Annotated in this window: 19 protein-coding genes; 12 read left to right on the top strand and 7 right to left on the bottom strand. The window is 48.8% G+C overall.

The features are described from left to right. The first annotated feature begins 142 nt into the window (after nt 1-142). From A6049_RS25395 to A6049_RS25385, 3 genes are all read left to right on the top strand, one after another. Nucleotides 143-2,464: a helicase C-terminal domain-containing protein gene (locus A6049_RS25395; protein ID WP_063567320.1), complete on the top strand. Its 2,322-nt coding sequence runs from the start codon at nt 143-145 to the stop codon at nt 2,462-2,464. 354 nt (nt 2,465-2,818) lie between these two features. Beyond that, the gene (locus A6049_RS25390) at nt 2,819-4,297 is read left to right on the top strand and encodes an alpha-amylase (RefSeq protein ID WP_063567319.1); all 1,479 of its coding nucleotides are present in this window, start codon (nt 2,819-2,821) and stop codon (nt 4,295-4,297) included. 209 nt (nt 4,298-4,506) lie between these two features. Next, on the top strand, nt 4,507-5,064 hold the full coding sequence (locus A6049_RS25385) for a hypothetical protein (protein WP_145921955.1): 558 nt from the start codon (nt 4,507-4,509) through the stop codon (nt 5,062-5,064). Nucleotides 5,065-5,210: 146 nt separating this feature from the next. Here A6049_RS25385 and A6049_RS25380 read toward each other — a convergent pair whose 3' ends face one another. Next, nucleotides 5,211-5,957 carry an MBL fold metallo-hydrolase gene (locus A6049_RS25380; protein ID WP_063567317.1) on the bottom strand — a complete coding sequence of 249 codons (747 nt, stop codon included), beginning with the start codon at nt 5,955-5,957 and terminating at the stop codon, nt 5,211-5,213. Nucleotides 5,958-6,161: 204 nt separating this feature from the next. On the opposite strand from A6049_RS25380, the gene uxaC reads away from it, so the two are divergent. The 4 genes from uxaC (at nt 6,162) to A6049_RS25360 (ending at nt 11,948) form a co-directional block, all read left to right on the top strand. Further along, nucleotides 6,162-7,604: a glucuronate isomerase gene (gene uxaC, locus A6049_RS25375; RefSeq protein ID WP_063567316.1), complete on the top strand. Its 1,443-nt coding sequence runs from the start codon at nt 6,162-6,164 to the stop codon at nt 7,602-7,604. A gap of 200 nt (nt 7,605-7,804) precedes the next feature. Then, a complete protein-coding gene (locus A6049_RS25370; RefSeq protein WP_063567315.1) occupies nt 7,805-8,347 on the top strand; it encodes a MarR family winged helix-turn-helix transcriptional regulator in 543 nt (180 codons plus the stop codon). Continuing rightward, nucleotides 8,344-10,071 (top strand): ABC transporter ATP-binding protein, encoded by a 1,728-nt coding sequence (locus A6049_RS25365; RefSeq protein ID WP_063567314.1) that lies wholly within the window; start codon nt 8,344-8,346, stop codon nt 10,069-10,071. Before A6049_RS25370 ends, A6049_RS25365 begins: the two co-directional genes overlap by 4 nt. Beyond that, a complete protein-coding gene (locus tag A6049_RS25360) occupies nt 10,068-11,948 on the top strand; it encodes an ABC transporter ATP-binding protein (protein WP_063567313.1) in 1,881 nt (626 codons plus the stop codon). The genes A6049_RS25365 and A6049_RS25360 overlap by 4 nt, the downstream gene beginning before the upstream one ends. Nucleotides 11,949-12,047: 99 nt before the next feature. On the opposite strand, the gene A6049_RS25355 is transcribed toward A6049_RS25360, so the two are convergent. Then, the gene (locus tag A6049_RS25355) at nt 12,048-12,638 is read right to left on the bottom strand and encodes a hypothetical protein (RefSeq protein ID WP_063567312.1); all 591 of its coding nucleotides are present in this window, start codon (nt 12,636-12,638) and stop codon (nt 12,048-12,050) included. A 288-nt stretch (nt 12,639-12,926) separates the two neighbouring features. Here A6049_RS25355 and A6049_RS25350 point away from each other — a divergent pair, with 288 nt between their 5' ends. After that, the gene (locus A6049_RS25350; protein ID WP_161490636.1) at nt 12,927-14,138 is read left to right on the top strand and encodes a serpin family protein; all 1,212 of its coding nucleotides are present in this window, start codon (nt 12,927-12,929) and stop codon (nt 14,136-14,138) included. Between the two features lie 13 nt (nt 14,139-14,151). Here A6049_RS25350 and A6049_RS25345 read toward each other — a convergent pair whose 3' ends face one another. Together A6049_RS25345 and A6049_RS25340 are read right to left on the bottom strand one after the other, a co-directional pair. Next, nucleotides 14,152-14,733, bottom strand: a complete 582-nt coding sequence (locus A6049_RS25345) for a GNAT family N-acetyltransferase (RefSeq protein ID WP_063567310.1) — start codon at nt 14,731-14,733, stop codon at nt 14,152-14,154. A gap of 84 nt (nt 14,734-14,817) precedes the next feature. Next, complete coding sequence (locus A6049_RS25340) at nt 14,818-15,441, bottom strand: TetR/AcrR family transcriptional regulator (RefSeq protein WP_063567309.1); 624 nt, start codon at nt 15,439-15,441, stop codon at nt 14,818-14,820. Between the two features lie 180 nt (nt 15,442-15,621). Here A6049_RS25340 and A6049_RS25335 point away from each other — a divergent pair, with 180 nt between their 5' ends. Together A6049_RS25335 and A6049_RS25330 are read left to right on the top strand one after the other, a co-directional pair. Beyond that, complete coding sequence (locus tag A6049_RS25335) at nt 15,622-17,853, top strand: MMPL family transporter (protein WP_063567308.1); 2,232 nt, start codon at nt 15,622-15,624, stop codon at nt 17,851-17,853. Between the two features lie 278 nt (nt 17,854-18,131). Then, nucleotides 18,132-19,085: a nucleoside hydrolase gene (locus tag A6049_RS25330; protein ID WP_063567354.1), complete on the top strand. Its 954-nt coding sequence runs from the start codon at nt 18,132-18,134 to the stop codon at nt 19,083-19,085. Nucleotides 19,086-19,246: 161 nt separating this feature from the next. Here the strand turns inward: A6049_RS25330 and A6049_RS25325 are convergent, their stop codons facing one another. The 3 genes from A6049_RS25325 to A6049_RS25315 form a co-directional block, all read right to left on the bottom strand. Beyond that, the gene (locus A6049_RS25325; protein WP_063567307.1) at nt 19,247-20,965 is read right to left on the bottom strand and encodes a methyl-accepting chemotaxis protein; all 1,719 of its coding nucleotides are present in this window, start codon (nt 20,963-20,965) and stop codon (nt 19,247-19,249) included. 274 nt (nt 20,966-21,239) lie between these two features. Continuing rightward, on the bottom strand, nt 21,240-21,977 hold the full coding sequence (locus A6049_RS25320) for a DUF3105 domain-containing protein (RefSeq protein WP_161490635.1): 738 nt from the start codon (nt 21,975-21,977) through the stop codon (nt 21,240-21,242). Between the two features lie 267 nt (nt 21,978-22,244). Then, complete coding sequence (locus tag A6049_RS25315) at nt 22,245-23,159, bottom strand: zinc ribbon domain-containing protein (protein WP_063567305.1); 915 nt, start codon at nt 23,157-23,159, stop codon at nt 22,245-22,247. 303 nt (nt 23,160-23,462) lie between these two features. Between A6049_RS25315 and efeO the strand changes: the two genes are divergently transcribed. Both efeO and A6049_RS25305 read left to right on the top strand, forming a co-directional pair. Further along, on the top strand, nt 23,463-24,359 hold the full coding sequence (gene efeO / locus A6049_RS25310) for an iron uptake system protein EfeO (RefSeq protein WP_063567304.1): 897 nt from the start codon (nt 23,463-23,465) through the stop codon (nt 24,357-24,359). A gap of 4 nt (nt 24,360-24,363) precedes the next feature. Further along, nucleotides 24,364-24,681: Dyp-type peroxidase domain-containing protein (locus A6049_RS25305; protein WP_205412044.1), on the top strand; the 318-nt coding region annotated here is incomplete at its 3' end.

Here is a 24,681-nt window from a genome sequence, read left to right as displayed (position 1 = left end):
TGGCAAGTGTAACTTTATCTAGTTCAACTTATACACCCCAACATAGCATATGGGAAAGGACGAGTCCAATCCGCTGATTGGCTGGTTTGAGCACCGCTTTTCGTGATAAAGTATAGTCACTACAAACAGAACGGGTGATCGCATGACAACCGCAATTCGAATATCAGTCAGGCCTTTGGTGGAATATGTGTACCGCAGTGGTAGCATACGTCCAGGGTTCCGCTCGAATGCATCGATGCAGGAGGGAACCCGGATACACCAGCGAGTGCAGAAGGATTACACAGAAGAGGATTTGAAAGAAGTGGTTCTCGAAGTGGAACTGCAGCATGGAGACTTGACCTACGTGGTGGAGGGACGATGTGACGGGCTGATTCGTCTGGATGGTCAGCTGACGGTGGATGAGATCAAATCAACTGCGGGCAATCTGGACGATCTGGGCGATGGGGCCCCCGTACACTGGGCGCAGGCCATGATGTATGCCTATATGTACGCCGTTCAGCATGATGAACCCCGTATGCAGGTACAGCTTACATACGTGCACACCGTGAATAATGAGGAAAGACGGTTTCGGCGGATGCTGGAACGGCAGGAGCTGGAACAGTTTGCAGCAGAGCTGGTCGCTGGTTACGCGCCATACGCAGAGATGATTGTGGCTTATGAAGAGAAGCGCGATATAAGCGTGCGAGAGCTGCCATTCCCTTTTCGCAAATACAGAGAGGGACAGCGCAAGCTGGCAGGAGCCGTATACAAGACCATCCGCGAGGGGCAGGGACTGATGGCGAAAGCGCCAACGGGTATTGGCAAAACGATGTCAGTCCTGTTTCCCACGGTCAAGGCCATTGGTGAAGGAGAAGCCAAACGATTGTTCTATCTGACCGCAAGAACGACGACGCGAGTGGCGGCAGAAGAGGCTTTTGCCCGGATGCAGGCGGAAGGATTGAAGATGCATGTGATCAGTCTGACCGCAAAGGACAAGATCTGTTTCAAGGAAGAGGAAGCCTGTGATACGGGACAGTGTGGCATGTGCGAAGGATATTATGACCGTATTAATGGAGCCGTGCTGGATATGCTGGAACATGAGACGTTAATGACACGCCCGGTTATAGAACAGTACGCACGTAAGCATCGGGTATGTCCGTTTGAATTTTCACTGGATGCTGCGTATGCAGCCGATGCGGTGATCTGCGACTATAACTATATTTTCGATCCGCGTATCTCGCTCAAACGAATGCTGGAGGAGCAGAAGCGCAAGACGGTATTACTGGTCGATGAGGCACATAATCTGGTCGATCGGGGCCGAATGATGTTTTCGGCAGAGCTGGAGAAGGCCGTCTTTCTGGATGTCAAAAGGGAATTCCAAACGCTGGGCAGCAGTGTGACTGCCGCTAAAGCCATCGCGGATCGGACGGGAGCCATCGACAAATACCTGATTACGCTTCGCAAAAATGGTGGGGATGAGGGCAAATTGCTGCAACAGGAGGCGCCAGAGGAACTGATTGAACTGCTGGAGCCTTTTGTCATGGTTGCGGAGCAATGCCTTGTTGAAGGCGGTTCGGCAAATGCCGAGACGGATGAATTGCTGCTGGCAGCCTACTTCACCGCACAGAATTTCCTGCGTATTGCCAAGTTGTACGATGAACGCTTCATTACCTATGCGGAATGTGTACGAAGTGAAGTACGAGTGAAGCTGTTCTGCCTGGATCCATCTGTGCTGCTGCGCCAGACTGCCAAAGGGTTCCGCTCTACCATTCATTTCTCTGCGACATTGTCACCTCTTGGTTATTACCGGGATATGCTAGGTGCGGAGGAAGAGGATTATACCTTGCGTATTGCTTCGCCTTTCCAGCGGGAGCAGCTGGATGTGAGATTGCTGCCATTATCGATTCGCTATCGGGATCGTGAACGTTCCAGACAGCCTATTGCCAATATGCTGCGCCAATTGGTTGCCGAGTGGCCTCATAGCAACCTGCTCGTCTTTTTCCCATCCTATCCTTATATGCGCGAAGTACATGCGACGTATATGGAACAGCCGGGTGAGGCAGAAGTCGTGATGCAGGAGCAGGGCATGAGTGAAGAGGAACGGGAGGCGTTTCTGAACGCGTTCCAGCCACATCCTGAACGAACACGATTGGTATTTGCCGTTATGGGCGGTGTATTTTCCGAAGGTGTGGATCTTCCGGGTGATCGTCTGAACGGAGTGGTGGTGGTGGGGGCCGGACTTCCCCAGATTGGTCTGGAGAACAACGTACTCCGCGATTATTATAGTCGGACAGGGCGCAACGGATTTAATTATGCCTATGTTTTCCCCGGCATGAACAAGGTATTGCAGGCAGGTGGAAGGCTGATACGTACGGAAGAGGACAAGGGCGTACTGGTACTGGTCGACGATCGATTCACCGAGGAACCGTATCGTTCATTGCTGCCAGAGGAATGGCAAGACTACACACGGATTTCACCCCAATAATAATATTTATATGAATTGAACTAAACATTTACACGGGAACGGAGAGGGCAGAAATAACCTGGAGAAGCGAAGCGTTCGCCTTTATCCCCGGATTTTCCCCTTTGAAAAAAGAATACAAAAAATCTGGGGATAACAGCGATCAGAGGGTTGTTCTGTCATCGGAGTGGCAAGTGTAAATATTCTTTAGTTCGATTTATAGCTAAAGAACGATCGCAGACTTTCCGGCTTTCTTTTCTGTCCATGATTGAAGGGTAGGCCGAAAAGGGTATTACTTGGATAGCATACGAACGAACAAGGACGATACAGATGCGTGCCGTGGTCCGCTTCGAAAGCAATCAAGGAGGTCGGTTGGGAATGAAGAGAAATCATACGATGATGCAGTTTTTTGAATGGCACCTGGCCGCAGACGGAAATCACTGGAAACGATTGGCCGAAATGGCGCCAGAACTGAAAGCCAAAGGCATTGACTCCGTGTGGGTGCCTCCGGTGACCAAAGCCGTATCTCCCGAGGATACCGGTTACGGCGTATATGACCTGTACGATCTGGGCGAATTTGACCAGAAAGGCAGCGTGCGCACCAAATACGGTACCAAGCAGGAACTGGTGGATGCGATTGCCGAGTGCCAGAAGAATGGTGTTGCCGTCTATGTGGATCTGGTGATGAACCATAAGGCGGGGGCCGATGAGACGGAAGTTTTCAAGGTGATTGAGGTTGATCCCAATGATCGATTGAAGGAAATCTCCAAACCGTTCGAGATTGAGGGCTGGACCAAATTCACATTTCCGGGCCGCGGGGATCAGTACTCCTCTTTCAAATGGAACGCCGAACACTTCAACGGTACCGACTTTGATGCCAAGGAAGAACGGAGCGGTGTGTTCCGCATTGCGGGGGAGAACAAGAACTGGAATCAAAATGTCGACGATGAGTTCGGCAATTATGATTACCTGATGTTCGCCAATATCGATTACAATCACCCGGATGTCCGGCAGGAAATGCTCCAATGGGGAAAATGGCTCATCGATACGCTGCAATGCAGCGGTTTTCGACTGGATGCGATCAAACATATCAACCACGAATTCATCAAGGAATTCGCTGCTGAGATGATCCGCAAACGCGGGCAGGACTTCTACATTGTAGGTGAGTTCTGGAACTCCAATCTCGATGCATGCCGTGAATTCCTGGATACGGTGGACTATCAGATTGATCTGTTCGATGTGTCCCTGCATTACAAACTTCATGAAGCCTCTCTGGCTGGGCGGGATTTCGATCTTTCCAAGATTTTTGACGATACCCTGGTGCAGACACATCCAACGCATGCTGTAACGTTTGTCGATAACCATGATTCCCAACCGCATGAAGCGCTGGAATCCTGGGTAGGCGATTGGTTCAAGCCGAGCGCATATGCGCTGACGCTGCTGCGTCGTGACGGTTATCCGGTTGTCTTTTACGGTGATTATTACGGCATTGGTGGTCCCGAACCTGTCGAGGGCAAGAAGGACATTCTCGACATTCTGATGTCAGCCCGTTACGACAAAGCTTATGGAGAGCAGGAAGATTACTTCGATCACGCGAACACGATTGGGTGGGTACGCCGCGGGGTGGACGAAATCGAAGGTTCTGGTTGTGCAGTAGTTATCTCGAATGGTGATGATGGTGAGAAAAGAATGTTTGTTGGCGAACACCGTGCTGGCGAAGTCTGGACCGATCTGACGCACAGCTGTGAGGATAGCATTACTATTGAGAAAGACGGATGGGCCACTTTCCATGTATGTGGTGGGGGCGTCTCCGTGTGGGTTCTTCCGGATCAGGGTGAGGAATCTGATGCTCAATAATACGGTGAGGATCATTGATCAGTGAATCTTCATATATAGACAGTTAAACCATCTGAACTGGTGATCATCTGCCAGGCAGGTGGTTTTTTATGTTAGGTGGAGTGAGTTTATTCGTGTTATCCTTATATGGAATAATAAACCAATATAATGATTACTATTAAAATCGGTTCGTGTTCATCTTAGATAGATCATACCGAGGGGGAAATCGGGTGAGGAAATTAGTACACTTGGGGTTGTGGCTGCTTGTAATGGCGGTCTGTCTGGGGGCTTGCAGTTGGGGAACAAACAAAGGGCCAAGGGGAGAACCAAAGCGAACGGATGATTATACGCTGAATACCGAACGAAGAGATTTGACCCAGCGTTTGCTGAAAAATCCAGATTCCTTTCAGGAGCGTTTGCCAGATGATTATAGCTTGACTGCTACTGTTAGAGTTCATCAAGAATCTGATCTGGACCGCATTATATATGAGATTTCTGTTCAAGAGGCCCGGGTACCGATGGTCAATGTAATACAGTCTTTTACACTTGATCCATCCTTGATGAATAGTATTAACGCCACAGAGCTCCTTAACTCCAATACGGGAAATACGCACGAGACGACTCTGGGCCCTGGAAAAGAACCGTTGGGATTAAGTTTACTCAGAGATTATATTTTGAAGCCCAAAGCGGAGATCCATAGCAATAGCATTAAAACGTATCAGGATATATATATATCAAAATTTCCTACGGACCAAATGATCAGCGAACGGAAGATTACATTCATGTGAAAGCCAAACCATCTCCTGAAACTATTGAATATATGAAATCATGGAATGCAGATCAATAAAAAGGCAGCACCCGAAAAGCTCCTTCAAAGGAACCTGAATGGATGCTGCCTCTTTATTTTGGTGATACATATAGTTCGAGTTACGTACTACATTTCCAGTTCAAACGACTCCAGCGTGCCCACTATTCTTAGATCATGTTCTTGGTTGAACTGTGCCCGTTTGTCCGCATCGGCGTATTCATCATGGTAATGCATGAGCACGGTTTTCTGTCTCACTTCGGCAGGCAGTTGTTGCAGATCCTTCAGTGAGGTATGTGATTTGATCACCAGATCATGCATATGACATTCGTGGAAAATGAGCTGTACGTCTGCGGCGGCCTGCTCTACCCGTTCCTGATCGAGCGTGCTATCCGCGCTATAGTAGAAGAAGGGCTTTGCAAGAAGGCCATTGCTGACCATACCCGGCACGTGCTGTGTTCGAAAAGTCTCAAACGTTACGCCCCCTAGCTCAAATGTGCCTCCATCCGGTAAAGGTACGATATCATAATAGTCGCTCATCGTACGCTCCCCATCGGTTGTATAACGCATGCCTGGGGATAAAATGTTCCATAACGGATCAACTAGTTCCTCGTGAATAAACAGGCGTGGCTTGCGGTCGCCCACAATCTGTGAATAATATCCGAGCATCTGTACTCCGTTAATATGATCTTCATGCAGATGGGTAATAAACACATTGTGAATATCCGTCATTGGAAAGCCGTATTCCTTTAATGCTTTTGCATTGGATTCCGGAAAATCAATCACCAGATGTGTATCGCCGAATTCGGCCAGTATACTGTTGTGGTGTTGCTCTACACTGAACATGTCTCCTGTACCGAGAAATGTTATTTTCATCCATTTCATCTCCTTCTATCATCTTCAGATCAGCATCAATTAGATTAAAACCAGTATACCTCGTTCCAGGAAATATGCCTAAATCAACCTTTTGTGATAACGCTATCATTTTATATTGAACTTTGTGGGCAAACAGTGTAGCGTAAAGATTGGGAAGTGAACCCATATGAACGTAAACTCACCTAAAGGGAGCGTGCGAGGCGAATGAAGTCTTTTCTGGATGAACAATTTTTGCTGCACAATGAAACGGCGATCAGGTTATATGAGGACTATGCGAAGGATATGCCGATTATTGACTATCACTGTCACTTGAGTCCACAGGAGATCTACGAGAATAAAACCTTTGGCAATATTACAGAGGCTTGGTTATACGGTGATCACTACAAATGGCGGCTGATGCGCGCAAACGGGATTGAGGAGCAGTACATTACGGGAGGAGAGGGCGTAACCGATTATGATCGTTTTCTGGCGTACGCCAAAACCGTACCGATGATGATTGGTAACCCGCTGTACGCATGGTCTCATTTGGAATTACAGCGTTATTTCGGTGTCTATGAAGTGTTGAATGAGACGAGCGCCCCGGCCATCTGGGAAAAAGTAAATGCGAAGCTGAACAGTGACGGATTCGGTGCACGTAATCTCATTACCAAATCCAATGTTACCGTGGTATGCACGACGGATGATCCATGTGATTCCTTGGAATATCACCTGAAGATTCAGGAGATCGAAGGTTTCGATACCGCTGTACTGCCTTCATTCCGTCCGGATAAAGGATTGGAATTGAACCGTGACACCTTCTCGGAATGGGTAGGCAAGCTGTCGCAGGCAGCCGGAACGGCGATTTCCGATTATGACTCATTCCTCTCGGCCCTAGAGTCCCGGGTAGAGTTCTTCCACTCCGTAGGAGGCCGGGTGTCTGACCATGCACTCGATTATGTACCTTACGGCACGGCCACACGTGAGGAAGCAGCAGCGATTTTTGCCAAGGCTATTGCAGGCGAGAAGGTTAGTCGTGAGGAAGAGGACAAGTACAAGACGGTAACGCTGACTTTCCTCGGCAAGCTGTACGCAGATCGGGGCTGGGTAATGCAGTTCCATATTAATGCGGCCCGCAACAATAACAGCCGTATGTTCGCCCAGCTTGGCCCGGATACCGGTTATGATTCCGTTAATGATACGCCGCTTTCCTCAGCCATGATCGGATTACTCGATGCGCTGGAGCAGCAGCAGGCGCTGCCGAAAACGATCCTGTATTCCTTGAATCCTCGGGACAATGAAGTGCTCGCAGCGATTATCGGCAGCTTCCAGGGCGGCGGCATTCCAGGCAAAATCCAGCTTGGTGCAGCCTGGTGGTTCAACGATACGAAGGACGGCATGCTTGCTCAAATGAAGGCGCTGGCGAATGTAGGTCTAATCAGCCGTTTCGTCGGTATGCTAACCGATTCCCGCAGTTTCCTCTCCTACACACGACATGAGTATTTCCGCCGCCTGGTCTGCAACCTCATCGGTGAATGGGCCGAACAGGGCGAGGTACCACATGATATGGAACTACTTGGACAGATCGTACAGGGCATCGCCTACAACAATGCGAAGGAGTATTTCCCTTTTGCTTCCGCGCTCAAAACTGTTTCTGCTTCACAGTCCTGATTCTTATATTTTGGTTCAAAACCGTGACTTTAAAGTCACGGTTTTTTGGTGTGCATTTGCTATTTGACATTCAACTTTTGCAGGAATATACTTAGTACACCTAATTAATTGATTGGCTATTTAATTGGAATGCTATTTAATAGCTGTCCTATGATGTTGGACGTCTATGGAATGATAATGAAATTAAAGGGGGGACAATAATGACTGGCATAGATCCGGTAGCCCAGAAGCTTTTGTATTCCATAATGCAGTTTAATAAAGGCAAATGGAGGCAACATAAACCACATGGGCGTAATCACAATGAAATTATGGTACTGGGTTGTTTGCTCCACGGCATGCATCCGGGAGAGCGATTGAATTGGCAGGATAATCCTCCTAATTTCAATGACACACTACATTCAAATCATCCAGGACTAAAAGTATCGGAAATTAGTGCTTTGTTGCGTGTGAAATCGCCGACGATTACTCCTGTCATTCGAGGGCTTGAAGACGAAGGGCTGGTTGAACGAACCATGGACCCGGAGGATCGTCGCGCAGTCCGCATCACCATTACCGAAGCAGGTCGTGAAATTATTCGGGCGGCACATCAGGAGCGCATGGAGATATTTAATAAGCTCGTTGAGCATCTGGGTGAGGAAGACAGTCTTCAGTTAGCGGCATTGTTGACCAAGGTGTACACCTTTTTTGATACAAAAGTTTCCCAACAGATGGATGCGTCCACACAAGGAGATGATAAGCCATGATGAAATTGTTTCGCATGCTTAAGCCTTACCGAGTCCCCATTTTCTTCATACTGGGTCTGGTGCTGTTACAGTCGTTAGCTGAACTGTATTTGCCAACCCTGATGGCGGACATCGTTAATGGCGGCATAATAAAAGGAGATGTTCCATACATTTGGCAGATTGGTGGCTGGATGCTGGTGATTGCGATAGCAGGCACGGCTTGTTCCATCACAGCCAGTTACCTTTCATCCCGCACAGCGGGTGGATTTGCCAAACAGCTGCGCAGCAGAGTATTCCGCCATGTGGAGAACTATTCGCTGCAGGAATTTGATAAATTGGGTACAGCTTCACTAATTACCCGAACCACCAATGATATTACGCAGGTACAGAACGTATTAACGATGATGCTGCGCATGATGGTTATGGCTCCGATGATGTGTATCGGTGGTATCTTCATGGCGGTATCCCAGGATGCCAAATTATCGACCATCTTCCTGGTTGTCTTGCCTGTACTGGCTGGAGCCATTGCACTGATTGGTGCGAAAGGTCTACCTTTGTTCAAACAAATTCAGAAAAAACTCGACCGACTCAATCTGGTCCTGCGTGAGCAACTAACTGGGATTCGCGTGGTTCGTTCCTTTAATCGTGGGGAACATGAACGTGCTCGCTTTAATGGAGCCAATACAGATCTGAGAGACGTTTCCATTAAAGTGAATGTGCTCATGGCAACATTAATGCCTGTTATGATGCTGGTTATGAACTTTTCAATGATTGCCATCCTGTATTTCGGTGGACAGCGTATCGACAGCGGGAATATGAATATTGGTTCATTAATTGCCTTTATTCAGTATGCGATGCAAATCATGTTCTCCCTCATTATGGTTTCCATTATCTTTGTCATGATTCCAAGAGCTTCGGCTTCGGCAGAGCGGATCAACGAAGTATTGGATATGCATCCGGATCTCAGCAACCCAGAGCAGCCTCGTGAGATGAAATCGCTGCAAGGCACGATTGAATTCGATAACGTGACATTCCGTTATCCGGGTGCGGAAAATGCTGCGTTGTCAGGCATTTCATTTACGGCACGCCCGGGTGAGACCACAGCGATTATTGGGGGTACGGGCTCAGGTAAATCCACATTGCTCAGTCTCATTCCACGTTTCTATGATGTAACGGAGGGCACTGTACGGGTAAATGGAACAGATGTCCGTGAGCTACGGCAGGAAGATCTGCGGGCCAAAATCGGATTTGTACCACAAAAAGCAATTCTTTTCACCGGAACGATTGCGGAGAATATCCGCCACGGGAAGGATGACGCCACGATGGAGGAGATTGTTCGAGCCGCTCAAACGGCCCAGGCAGAGAACTTCATTACGGAGATGAAAGACGGTTACGACAGCGTCATTGCGCAGGGAGGTAACAATGTATCCGGTGGACAAAAGCAGCGTTTGTCCATTGCACGCGCACTGGTTCGCCGTCCGGAAGTATATATTTTTGACGACAGCTTCTCGGCTCTCGATTTCAAAACCGATGCCAAACTTCGTGCTGCCCTGAAGTCCGAAACGACTGAAGCAGCAGTGCTTATTGTGGCTCAGCGCGTAAGTACGGTTATGGATGCAGATCGCATTCTGGTTATGGATGAGGGACGGATTGTCGGTTCGGGAACACATAAAGAGCTGATGGAGCACAATGAAGTATATCGCGAGATTGTATCCTCCCAGCTGACAGAGGAGGAGATCGCATGAGTGAACGTACAGAACGCAAGTCATCTCGTCCCCCTGGCGGGCCGGGTCATCCCGGAGGCGGAATGGGCATGCGGCCTCCCGTGGAGAAAGCGAAGGATTTCAAAGGTACACTGCGACGCTTGATGCGTTATCTTCAGCCCCACAGCTATCGTTTGCTGGGTGTGCTGGTTGCTGCAATTCTAAGTACCGTGTTCAGCATTATCAGCCCAAAGGTTATGGCAGAAGGTACGGATATTCTCAGCAAAGGCGCTATTGCCATCCTTCAGGGTGTACAGGGGGCCGGCATTGATTTTCCTGCCTTGATGAAAGTATTGTATCTGCTTGGGGGACTCTATCTGTTTAGTGCAGCTTTCATGTACATTCAGCAATATCTGATGGCTGGTGTTGCTCAGCGAGTTGTGTATGACATGCGTGAGCAGATCAGTGCCAAGGTTGGACGTCTGCCGCTGAAATATTTTGACTCCCGTACCCACGGGGAAACATTAAGTCGGGCGACAAACGATGTGGACAACATCAGTAATACGCTCCAGCAAAGTTTGGCGCAGTTCATTACGTCTGTAGTCACCATTGTCGGGGTTATCATCATGATGTTGACCATTAGTCCATGGATGACCCTGATAACCATTTTGACACTGCCATTAAGTGTAGTTGTTGTTATTCTGGTGGCATCCCGTTCGCAAAAACACTTTGCAGGCCAGCAGAAATCACTTGGTGAATTGAATGGCCATGTCGAGGAAATGTACACCGGACATAAGGTGGTCAAAGCCTTTGGACGGGAAGAACATTCGGTAGAGCAGTTCGAAAAAGTGAACGAAGAGCTGTATGAATCCGGTTGGAAAGCCCAGTTTATCTCAGGGATTATTATGCCACTGATGACGTTTGTAGGTAACCTTGGTTATGTGCTGATTTGTGTGGTCGGTGGGATCTTTGTTACACGTGGTGCCATCTCCATCGGGGATATCCTTGCATTCACACAGTACTCCCGTCAGTTCACTCAGCCAATTAACCAGATTGCCAACATCTCGAATATCATTCAGTCCACCATCGCTTCGGCGGAGCGGGTATTTGAATTGCTGGATGAAGAGGAAGAGGTTCCAGAATCTTCAAAACCAGTACAATTGCAGTATCCACAGGGTGCCGTTGCATTCCATGGTGTGAATTTTGGATATAAAGCGGATGAGTTACTCATTCAAAATATGAATATTGATGTAAAACCGGGACAGACAGTGGCCATTGTCGGGCCGACTGGAGCGGGTAAAACAACGCTGATCAACCTCCTGATGCGTTTCTACGAAATTCAGGACGGCCAAATTACAATTGACGGTGTTAATATCGTGGACATGGAGCGCGGCAAGCTGCGCAGCCTGTTTGGGATGGTGCTTCAGGACACATGGCTGTTCAACGGAACGATTCGTGACAACATCGCCTATGGCCGAGAAGGCGCAACGGAAGAAGAAGTCATCAAGGCAGCCGATGCGGCCCATGCTGATCACTTCATTCGTACTTTGCCTGATGGATATGATACGGTGCTGAATGAAGAAGCATCGAACATTTCACAGGGGCAGAAACAATTGCTGACTATTGCGAGAGCAATTCTGGCGAATCCGGCCATTCTGATTCTCGATGAAGCGACGAGCAGTGTCGATACACGGACCGAAGTATTCATCCAGAAAGCGATGAATGATCTGATGAAGGATCGCACCAGCTTTGTCATTGCCCACAGATTGTCCACCATTCGCGGAGCCGACCTGATTCTTGTCATGGATCATGGTAACGTGATTGAGCAGGGTAATCATGAGGAACTGATGGAGAAACAAGGCTTCTATGCTGATCTGTACAACAGTCAGTTTACGGAGCAACAGCCACAGGCGATCTGATCCTAGATGGCGTTAACATAATAGCCGGGTTCACCCTTAGGTGAACCCGGCTATTTGTTTGCTACCGCGGAAAGTCCCACGATATAATTTCTTCTTTCTTTAGTCCTTTTTCGAATCTTCTGGAGCTTTACCTTCGTTGTCCCCGGATGACGTCTTCACCTCCAGCTTTGGATCTTCGTCTGCTTCCTCAAGCGCAGAAGGTGCCGGCTCGCCCGGTAGCAATTCACGCTGCTCGATCATACGTTTCACGACCTCATAACAGTCCTCAACATGTTTGTTGCCGACATACCGCATGGCTGTAAAGCTGAGCGCGGCAGCCAGTCCTTGACCTGCAAAAGGTACAAATTTGGCGACTGATTTGGTAGCTACGCGTACTCCGACCCTTTTTAGCACGACTACTACCAGTTCTTTGGTTACCATACGTCCAATGACTTTACTTCCGATGGACATGACGAATCCGTAGATCATGGATTTGGTCTCAGGGTCCAACCCGTCGAGCTGTTTTTGCGATAATCCGAATTTATTGTTAATGGCAGGCAGTAGCTGCATGAGCATTCCCACATCAGCCAGGACGTCTGTACCTGGAAGAGGAACGAGTGTTGTACCAGCGGAAGCGGTGGCTCTCTTTTTGACCATGGTGCGGCATTCCTTGCGAACTTGCTCTAATTGTTCCAACGTTGCTGGAATCATCGGGAATCCCTCCATTCGTATATGGTATAGATATAACCGTTTTGACTCGTTTTGAATGGTGTTTTCTACAGTAGAAATTGGTGACCTTAGCATTGAGTGTAAAGTAACCTTTTTTCTCAACCGTACGTCTAGTAAAAAAAGGGAATCAGTAAATTGCTATGACGGGTATCTGAGTATTACGGATGAGGGGGGATTACGATGCATGCACGGTTAGGAGTACTACTGTTATTATGCTGTATAAGTGGGCTGATCATGACGAGCTGTTCAGCAAAGGGGGACTCGAACAAGATGCAATTCAATTCGAATCAGGAGCTGTCCGAGTCAGAACGAAAAGCTGCTCTGAAAGAGATCGAACCTGAAACAATCCAATCCATGAACACCATGGGACTGCACATCCTTCAACAGATGGGCGCAAAAGAGAAGACTGATGGGAATAATCTGCTCATCTCTCCTTATAGCATTGCGGCAGCGATTGGCATGGCATATAACGGCAGCGTAGGTGAGACTAGGCGAGAGATGGCAGAGGTCATGGGCTGGTCGGGGCTAGAAATGGAACGAGTAAATGCTTCTCAAGCGGCTTTGCAGCAGTTGTTGACCCATCCGGGAAAAGGAATACAGATCGGTATTGCGAACTCCATGTGGGTGAAGGACCGAATTCCGGTAGAGGAAACGTACCAAACAGCCGTACAGCAAACGTATGAAGCCGAAATCAGGACACTCAATGGACAACCAGCACAAGCAAAGGAAGAGATCAATCAATGGGTGAAGCAGCACACCGAAGGTATGATTCCAAACTTGATGCAGGAGCCACCTGCAAAGGAAACCCTGATGATTCTTGTGAATGCCATTGCATTTGATGGAAACTGGATGGCTGAGTTTGACCCGGAGTACACGACGGATGATGAGTTTAAGCTGGCAAATGGAAAGGCATTATCTGTGCGGATGATGCATCAGACAAAGCAGTTCCAATACTCGGAGAATGAGGATTGGCAGGCGGTGAGGCTGCCTTACGGAGATGGCCAGATGCATCTGCTTGTCGTTTTGCCACGAGAGGGGCGTACGCTGGATGAGGTTCAGCAGCAGTTGCTGGATGACCCAAAACGGCTTGATCGTGGCTCCGAATATAGCCTAGTTGAGCTGTCCTTGCCACGTTTTCGTGCGGAGTATGGCATGAACCTGAAAGAGACGTTGCAGCAGATGGGGATGGAAATGGCCTTTGATCCGTATGCTGCCAATTTCACGGAAATGATGTCTCCCGGGCCGAACTTGCAAGCATTCATTGGTCAGGTACTGCATCGTGCCGTGATGGAAGTGAGCGAGCAAGGGACTGTAGCGGCAGCTTCAACGCTGGTAGAGATGCAGGCTGGAAGTGCTCCACCAACTGATCCAATCAAGATGGAGGTTAATCGTCCATTTATGGTTGCTGTAGTGCATAAATCCACTGGAGCATGGTTATTTGCCGGGAACGTAAACCAACCGGATGAGATTCCCTCCCGGTAGCACGTAGTCTTCGTTATCCAAGTATGCTGACATGCCGCTCTCGGAATTCATTCTCCAGCATGCTCATCTGAATGGAATCGTGATATTGATGATTGTAATACAAGGCATCTCGCCGTAAACCTTCACGTTGAAATCCTAGTTTCTCATATGTACGAATCGCACGTTGATTGAAGGCATACACTTCAAGCTCGATTCGGTGCAGATTGCAGATACCGAAGCCGTAGTCCAGCATAAGCAGCAATGCCTCGCTGCCATATCCTTTTCCTTGATGCTCTGTATGATCAATGGCGATTCGGATGTGCGCACTGCGATTTTTGGTATGCATATCCATCAGGGCAATCTCTCCGATGACCTGGTCATTCTCCTGCAAGGCAATCAGCAGCATCAGGCGTGAGTCATCCTGGGCCGCGTTTTCGATGTAACGTTCTACTTGGGTACGGGTGAAGCTGTTTTGTGTTCCAGTAAGTCTGCGCATCTCGGCGTCAAACAATCCGGGGAAATAGGTATCAATATCAGTCGATTCAAATGGACGCAGATAGATGCGCTTCGTTTCCAACAGACGTGGGATGCGTGCGGATGGTGTTGGTTGGGACATGGTTTACTCCTCCTATGGGTTCAAATCGTCATGCAGGACTGATTGAGCTGGTATCGCGGCATTGGCAAAAGCATGGAGAGATCTTTACGCCTTGTGAGCGGCTCCACCCAAAAATAAAGCTACCAGCTCATGTGCCAGATCGGCAATCGTTGCATGCATGTCGCGCACGCCTTCGCGGTTTGCCAGCATCAGCAAGGACGTAAACGCATGGGCAAGCAGCATCGGATTGGCAGATCGCAAATAACCGTTGTCCATCTCCCGCTTAAAGTGGGTGGCGAGGACTTCATAGATGCGGACCTCGGCTTCACGGATCTGGGCCAGCTGATCTGCATCCAGATAGGTATTGGCTTCACGCATCATGGTCTCGGTATCGACGTGGGATTGTTGCATCCGTCCTTCCGCAACTTTCTCCAACCGCTCTTGCAATGTACCTGGTGCATCCATACGAAGAGCTGTCTGCTGCATGCCCATGGCCATCATACTGGTGATGGCGACGGTGAACAGCTGCGGTTTGCTGGAAAAATGATAATAGATCGATGCCTTGGTCACGCCGCATAGCGAGGCAATTTGCTGGAGAGAGACGGGCTCATACCCGTATTCCATAAATAGCCGCGAGGCGGTCATTAGTATTTTCGACTGGGCTGATGCCTGATCGGCACCGGCTTTGGGCCTGCCCGGCGAGCGGGGAGGGTTCGTTTTTTTGCTCATGGTTGCATACCTCTTTACCTATTCATGTTGGCTGTACAAAAGTGTTCACAAAATTAGTATTTGCAATATTAACCTTCCGGTATATATAATTAAGTCAATTATACTATGACCCGTGGTTCATTTCTATATTTATCACATAAAAACGGCTTCATAGAACCAAAATAGGGAGATGAAGAGACAATGCAAGAAGGTTCGGGCTACGGCCGCTGGGTTGCCGGCAAACGAAGCAAATGGATTACACTGTTGGTATGGATCATCATCGCGGTTGTTCTTGGTGTGGTGTGGCCTGCTGTTGGTGACCGTGAAACCAATAACGCGCAGGATCTGAGTGATTCCAAGCCCTCGGTGCAGGCGGCAGCAGTTGCCCAGAAAGAATTTCCCGGCGGCGAAGGTGTTCCCGCTCTTATCGTATGGCGTCAAGCCGGCGGGCTGACGGATGAACAGATTAAGAACATTCAGGCGTTAACGGAGCGACTGGATCAAGATCCGGTGGAGCAGCAGCAATCTGTGGTGCCACTATATCAGTTGCCGCCAGAGGCTCTGAAAGGTCAGCTTTCGGAAGACGGAAGCACCTTGGTTATGCCGCTCTTTTTCAATCAGGAAGCTGATTCGTCACAGTTGAAAGAGGGCATTGAAGCGCTGGAGCAGAAAACGAAAGATATTTTTGGCTCCGATCCATTTGATGTTGCCATCGATGATGCCAGCGCACTAAGTGCACGGGTTACAGGTCCGGTGGGGATATCGATTGATGCAAGTGGATTATTCTCATCTGCGGATGTATCTCTGCTGATTGCAACAGTTGTGCTGGTACTCGTGCTGTTGCTGTTGATCTACCGTTCGCCCGTACTGGCGATTATCCCGATTATTGCAGTTGGGTTCGCTTATATGGTCACCAGTCCGATTCTCGGATTTATGGCGGATCAGGGCTGGATTACAGTGGACGCGCAGTCCATCTCTATTATGACGGTGCTGTTGTTCGGTGCAGGAACGGACTATTGCCTGTTCATGATCTCCAGATTCCGTCAAGTTCTCTATCATGAGCCGGATAAAAAGAAAGCACTCTTCCAGGCGATTACCGGATCGTCCGGTGCGATTGCCATGAGTGGATTTACAGTTGTTGCAGCACTGCTTGTACTGCTGTTCGCAGAATATGGTGCCTATCACCGTTTTGCCGTACCATTCAGTTTATCCATTTTCATCATGTTTATTGCGAGCCTGACGCTGGTTCCGGCTTTGCTCGCGATCTTCGGTCGGGGTTCATTCTACCCGTTTGTACCGCGTACGCATGATATGGAAGTAGAACGTGCGAAGAAAAAAGGCAAACCAGCGCCTGCTCCGCGTAAAATCAAGGAAAGCTGGATTGGCCGTACAGTAGTAACCAAACCGTGGACAGTACTGGCGATTACACTGGTGTTGTTGGGTGGACTGGCTGCTTTCTCTAGCCAAATTAAATTCACGTATGACTTGCTATCATCCTTCCCGGAGAATGTTGCTTCTCGTGAAGGTTTCAAAGTCATTGGAGAACAGTTCTCGGAAGGTGAACTCGCTCCGGCGAAAGTGATTATCGATACAGAAGGCAGCCAGACAGATCTGAAACAACGCCTGGAATCGCTGGATTACGTAAGCAAGGTAGGTGAAGCGCAACAGGGTGCTGAGAATGCAAACATCACCGCTTACGATGTGGAATTCAATCTGAATCCATACTCTATGGAGGCGATGCAGCATATCCCGGATCTGCGGGCAACGGCTGAACAGGCATTGAAAGATGCTGGAATAACAAGCGTGGACAGCCATGTCTGGATCGACGGTCAGACGGCTGAGCAGTATGATATCGAAGTCACTGGAGAGCGGGATGCCAGCATCATTATTCCAGTGGTGATCGGAATGATCACATTGCTGCTGCTGTTATACCTGCGTTCCGTCGTAGCGACGGCGTATCTGATCGCGACAGTAGTACTATCCTACTTCTCTGCATTGGGCCTGGGTTGGCTCATTATTCACTATGGATTGGGAGCAGACGCCATTCAGGGAGCGATTCCGCTGTATTCCTTCGTATTCCTTGTGGCGCTGGGTGAGGACTACAACATCTTCATGATCTCAAGCATCTGGCAAAAACGCAAAACGATGCCACTTCGCCAAGCGATCAAGGAAGGTGTGGGTGAAACCGGATCTGTTATTACTTCCGCAGGTCTGATTCTCGCAGGTACGTTTGCCGTGCTGGCAACACTGCCTATACAGGTGCTGGTGCAGTTCGGTATTATCACGGCTGCGGGTGTCTTGCTCGATACGTTCCTTGTTCGACCGTTCATGGTGCCAGCCATTACAACGTTGCTGGGCAAATGGGCTTTCTGGCCAGGCAAGTATGTGCCTGTTGCAGAGAAAGCCAAAGAGAAACAAAAACAATCCATGTAATCGATGGATAGATTCAGACAAGGACAGTGGGGCCTCTAGCCCACTGTCCTTGTTTTTTTTCATTTTCCTATTGGAGTGCAGGCTGCTTCGGGCAAATGCTGAGATGGAATGGGGGAACTGTAAAATATCAGCAGAAACAGAACTGGTCGCTATTTTCTTTGTGCGAGGAAGGTTTACGTGGCCAAGGGTTTTGGGACATAATAGAGGTAACGTCAGCCACAGGCAGACGGACGGGATGAACATCAATGGGACAACCAGGGGGAAGGATGAAAACAAGCATGACGAACCAACTTAATGTGTACTTTAACCATGACGGCGGCGTGGATGACCTCGTATCGCTGTTCATGCTTCTGCAAATGGACAATGTAAATGTAACCGGTGTATCGGTTATTCCGGCAGATGGATATCTGGAGCCAGCTACAGATGCCAGCCGTAAAATTATCGATCGCTTCGGCACATATTCCGTAGAGGTAGCGAAATCCAACTCCAGAGGGAAGAATCCGTTTCCTGCGGCGTGGAGATTGCACTCCTTCTATGTAGATGCACTTCCAGTACTGAACGAGTCCGGCAAAATGGAAGCTCCTTTGTCTGCCGTTCCGGCTCACCAGCATCTGATTGAGAAAGTGCGCAACACCGAAGGCAAAACGCTGCTCCTGTTCACAGGACCGCTGACTGACCTCGCGCGTGCACTGGACGAAGCACCAGACATTGAAGAGAAAATTGACAAGCTTGTATGGATGGGTGGAACGTTCGAAAGAGGGAACGTTGAAGAGCCTGAGCATGATGGTACAGCAGAATGGAACGTATTCTGGGACCCGGAAGCGGCTTACCGTGTATGGCAGAGCGGTATCCAGATTGATCTGGTAGCCCTGGAAAGCACAAACAAAGTACCTCTGACACCTGCTGTACGTAACCGTTGGGCTGCAGAGCGCCGCTTTGAAGGCGTTGACTTCCTGGGTAACTGTTACGCAGGATGTCCGCCGCTGGTATACAGTGAAACGAATTCCACGTACTATCTGTGGGATGTGTTGACTACGGCTTCCGTTGGACGTGAGGACATCGTGAAGAAGAAAACGGTGAACTGTATTGTTATTCCGGATGGTCCAAGCCAAGGCCGTACGGTGGAACAAGCAGACGGACGTCCAGTACAACTCGTGTATGATACCGATCCAGAAGCGTTCTTCACATACATGACGGATTTGGGCAAAAAAGCTGCTCCGCAGCGTTATTAATTCAGGCAGCCGCGAGGCCAGCCTCCATTAAAGGTAGAACAATAAAAAGCCGCAGGCAGAGTGAACAGGAATGGGGTAGACCCCATGTTTCCGTTCCCTGCCTTGCGGCTTTTTTGTATTCATCTGGTGGGCTCCCATGGATTGCCCACCTGCAATCCGATTTATATTTTGAATCGGCTTATCAACCCGTTCAATTCACTAGACAACACACGAAGGGATTCCGCGGACGTACTCATCTCATCCATCGATTGAAGCTGCCCGTCAGTTGCAGCCGAAACCTCCTGAATGCTGGAAGAGGACTTGCGCGAGATATGTTCCATATCCTCAACGGAAGCAGATACTTCTTCGGCACTCGCGGAGAGCTGTTCGGAAGCGGCGGACACTTCGTGCAGACGTTCATTCATCGTCTCAATGCCGGAATGAATAGACGTGAATGAACGTCCTGCTTCCTGAACAACAGCAAGACCGGCTTGAACTTCTGAGGTACTGGCCGACATATGCGAAGATAAAACGGCAGTCTGTCTCGTCATTTCTGCGATCAGTTCAGTCACATGCTGGGACGATTGCTCTGATTCTCCCGCAAGCTTCCGAACCTCGGAAGCAACAACGGCGAATCCGCTGCCATGTTCCCCGGCCCGAGCAGCTTCAATGCTTGCATTTAATGCCAGCAGACTGGTCTGAGAAGCGATGCCCTTCATCATGTGGGCTACCGATTCAATTTTGCTGGAGTATTGCGCAAGCTGGGAGGTAGATGCTTCCATCTGGGCGTTGGCCTGATGAATCTTGTCCATGCGGTCGATCGCGGTGTTGATGTTGGTCTGGCCCTGTATCGCGTTATGGGTCGTCTCCTCGGATACATCAGCCACCATGGAAGATGAATTCGCAATATGCTGCATGCTGCGTGTAATTTCCTCCATCGCTACAGTAACTTCCCCCGCGCGTGCAACCTGCTCCGCAGCCCCTTTGGCTGTGTGGTCTGTGTGCTCGGCAATGCGCTGGCTGGCTTCCGCTGTCGCCTGCGAGTGTCTGGATACCCCTTCGGCTGCTTGCAGCAGGGAATCGGAGCTTTTGCGGATGCCTGTCATGACATCTCTTGTATCCGTGACCAGATGTTTGAACTCCGAAGCCAGTTGTCCGACCTCATCCTTCCGTCCAAGCTCGACATCGACGGTCAGATCACCCTTGCCTACCTCAGCAATGATCTTCTTCAGTTTCACCAGAGGACGGGTCAAATAATGAGCAAATCCATAGACCAGCAGCACGCTGAGTAATACGATGGCAAGGGCAGTCCAGATCATGGTCATCCGATTGCGTGTCATCAGCTCGTAGACGGCGGTGGAGTCGAGGTCGGCGCCAACCAGACCAAGCAGTTCCCCATTAGCCCCGTGAATTGGTACATAGGCTGTAATCGTTGCGCCGTACTCATCCTGGGTCAGATCGCCCCGGAAAGGTTCGTTTTGTGCAAAGGCTTGCAGCATTCCCACATAGTGGTTCTCTTCTGGGGACCCGTAGGGAGAGAAATCATCCTCTTCCACATCCGGAGCAGCGCCATCCACCACGTAATAATACGATGCGGCTCCGTTATCTTCACGCTTACCAAGCGTGTATAGATACTTCAATCCATTGGACTGGCGAAGCTGGCTGAGTTGTTCGCGCAATGTATCGTAATACTCGGTTTGATCCTGTCCTGTACTAAGTGGCGCATACAGGGAGGTGTCGATGGATTGCGCTGCTCGTTCGGCAACAGCCTGTGCCTGCATGCCCATCGATTGTTCAACCAGCTGTGCAGATGAGCGATACATGGTAATGCCAAGAACGGCTCCTGCCGCCAGCATCAGACAGGAAAAAAATAAAAAGATACGCATAAACAAACTGTTCATTAGTAGAAATGTTCCCCCTTGATATGTAGGACTATGAATTCTTATATTGAAGTTGGATGAATCGTCTTATTGGGAATGAGTTTCCTACTTTGCTAATGTACATATATGTATTTCATTTCTATTTAAAATATCGGCATCTGCATGATAAAGAATTAGCCCCCGGATCAAGTAGATCCAGGAGCTTATCTTGTTTGAAACGTATAAATGGATATCTCATCTCTTGGACTCCCCATGATTGCAGGAACCATTTGCTGCTGTTACTACAAAGAGGGCATTACATCGTCCCGCCACCCTGGCGGATGGAGGCAGGGATCTTCTCAGGTCCCTGATTAATATATTTATTAATAAAAGTGCCTACTTTGGCATCATCGAATTGGTCCAGCTTCATCGTTTTGGTCCATGCCGTTACGACGACTTCACTACCCTCGGGGATGTCCTTGTTCGGTACAGCGAGAATACCTGATCCAGCTTTGCGGAACTTGGCAAGGTATTTCAGATGCTCCTTCAGCTCATCACTTGCATTCTCACGGTAATAAATGATGATATCCCCATGCTCTAGATTATGTACTAGATATGGATAGCCGGGGAAATCGGTGTAGAATCCAAATTTGATATCATGCGGGTTATGAGGCCCCGATGTCGGGATGGTCATCTCATATTGAATCGGCCCTTCCGTATGATCGGCTCCGTAGTATTTATCGTCAGTCACTTCGATCGCAGCACCGGCATTCAGATCCGCAACGTCATACTTGGTAAATGCGCTCTGCATGAAGAAAAGAACAAACGCAATAATCGACACCCCCAGTAGGGCATGAGCAGCCAGGCGGATGGATCGGGTTTTCTTTTTAATCACAGCTCGTTCATTCTTCTTCATATGTGCCAGTACAGACTTCTGGGTGCGTGCAGACCAGATATAAGCTGCGATGGAGAGCAATAGAAAGGCTGCCCCAATGATAAGCCAAAGATAGGATGTCCCTGCCTCGTACTCCATTTGCATATGATTCATATTCATGTCCATATCAATTCCTCTACCCTTCTTAATAAAATGAATGATCACAACCATACACTACATAATGTAGTGTTGATGGCAATGGTACAGGTTCCATTTAAGCATGGAGTGTTTCTCACCTCATATCCTTACGTAAAAAAGGACATACCTTTCACACTACACATTATAGTGTATGGAACGCAACGAGTGCAATCTGCTGACGTTGAAAACAAAAGAAGACCCTCCTCGCATAAGCAGGGAGAGCCTTCGTAAGAGCTTTTGAACTAGATACTACATACGACCGTATGGAGAAAACATGAAACTAATCAATCCAATGATTGTAGTGCCCAGAAAGCGAGATAGAATAAAAAACAATACAACATTGGCAATCAACACGCTGTACATGCTATCGATGGCTGCCTTCGTACGATTCAGCGGATACTGGAACAGCACCGTGTTAAGAGATACAAAGATAATCAAATACGAGACAACGAGGAAGAAGATAGCGATGGAATACGAGATAACAATAAACAGATTCGCCAGAACGAGCGACGCTACAGCGGGAACTAGTAATGATCCAAACTGGGCAACCAGCGTTTTGGGGCGAAACGTTATTTTCTCAATCTTCAGTATGGCATACATCAATGCGATCGCAACGATCAAGGAAATGGCGGTGAACAATAGCGGTCTGATAAACCCGCCAATGAACAATCCGTCCATATCCATCCGGCCGAATGTAATCAAAAAGTATGTAGAGGATAGGATCGCAATCAGAGCCATCGTGATCCAGCCGTTAAGAGAGTGCTGTTCACCAACGGTTTTCATGGTTTGATAAGGACGAGTGAGCACACTAAGGAAATAGGATAGATACTGTTTGCTTACTTCTTTGGCTTGCTGAACTTTCTCATTTTGTACGATGTTATTCCACTGATTGGTGTTTTTGTCTCCTGAAGATGAAGCGTCCTCTGTGCTGGAAGAGTCGGATACATGTTGTACAGGTCTGGGAGCAGAAGGTGTGTTGGGAGAAATGGGAGCGTGAGAAGGTGTCGCCTGTGTGCTCGACCAACGGGTATATTCAGGTTCGGCAGCAGCGGATTGTTGCTCCTGAGCGGAATCTGCAGTAGGGGAGGAAGGGATTAGATTAGCGCCGCACCTCTCGCAAAAACTGGCATTTCCATTTTCATGATTACATACTGGGCATTTCATGGCATGAGCCTCCAATTTGATAAATTAAAGTAATCTAGACATTTTGTCTCATTTTAACGGCTGATGACGAAGTTTGTCTATGTTTTCAAGGGAATTAATACCCGGTATTTTCCACCTGAGTATATGATTAAACCGGTCCCCTTATTTTCATATTGACATAAGTATGCGCCGGAATTATGATGTCATTACCGAAATTGATAATCATTATCATTAAATGAACGTTAATCCAAGGGTTTGTACTCATCGACATATTAATCGCACGAGTATAGACAAATCAGTCTAACCAATAGGGAGTGTATCGTGTTGAAAAAAATATTGGCATTGCCGGCTGTTGTGCTGGCAACTTCGGTTTTACTCGCCGCTTGCGGCAATAATGAAGCGGCTTCGGACAAGCAGGCAGAAACACCTGTTGCTCAAAGCGAAAACCAAACTTCCACAGAAACCACGGATGTAGCAGATCAGGAAGCGACCGGGAGCGATTATACAACCGCAGTGGATGGCTATCGCGCGTTTGCAATTGAGCAGATCGATGAATTCGTGAAGCAAACGGAGAAGTTCTCGGATGCCGTGAAAGCTGGTGATCTGGAGACTGCCAAATCATTATATGCACCAGCTCGTATGTATTATGAACGCATTGAACCGGTAGCCGAAGCACTTGGCGATCTTGACCCGAATATCGATGCACGTGACGGAGATGTGGAGGCTGCCGACTGGCGCGGATTCCACCGGATTGAGAAATCACTTTGGGAAGACAAGACGACCGAAGGCATGACTGACTTTGCGGATACATTGTTAAGTGATGCGAAGCTCCTGCGTGCTAAAGTCGAGACGATGGATATCGATGCGAGTCTGATGGTAACGGGTGCGGTAGAACTTCTGAATGAGGTTTCCTCCAGCAAGGTAACCGGTGAAGAAGAACGTTATTCCCATACGGATTTGTATGATTTTGCAGCGAATGTAGAGGGAGCACGCGAGATTTATAACCTGCTCAAGGATGATCTGGCTGCCAAAGACAAGGATCTGAATCAGCAAATTGCGGACCGATTCGATGCGCTGGAGAAAGAGCTTGCTCCATTCAAGGATGGAGACGGGTACGTTTCCTATGAGAAGCTGAAGGATGAAGACGTGAAGAAGCTGAGTCAGAACCTGGATGCATTGGCTGAGCCACTGTCGAACATGGGACAAGTACTGGGAGTGTAGAACAATGACTGAGCAGAAAAAGGATTCGCTGAAAAAGCCGTTGTCACGGCGTGAAATGCTGAAGCTGACCGGCGTGGCCGGATTGGGTCTGCTCTTGGGCGGAGGCGGTACCAGCGGACTAATGGCGCTGGGCCGCAAAAGCAGTCCGGCGGTAGTGAAAGAGGCCGCGCCAGACAAGGGCCTGCCCTTCTATGGCAAGCATCAGGCAGGCATCACCACCCCGGCTCAGGATTTCATCTGCTTCGCCGCCTTTGATGTGACGGCGGGAAGTGCGGATGATCTCCGCCGACTGTTCAAGAACTGGACGGCGGCTGCCGCTGCC

This window comes from Paenibacillus sp. O199 (genome assembly GCF_001636635.1).
Classification (GTDB): domain Bacteria; phylum Bacillota; class Bacilli; order Paenibacillales; family Paenibacillaceae; genus Paenibacillus; species Paenibacillus marchantiae.
Note: the sequence above shows the minus strand (reverse complement) of the source record. Positions and strands in the feature narration are given on the sequence as shown.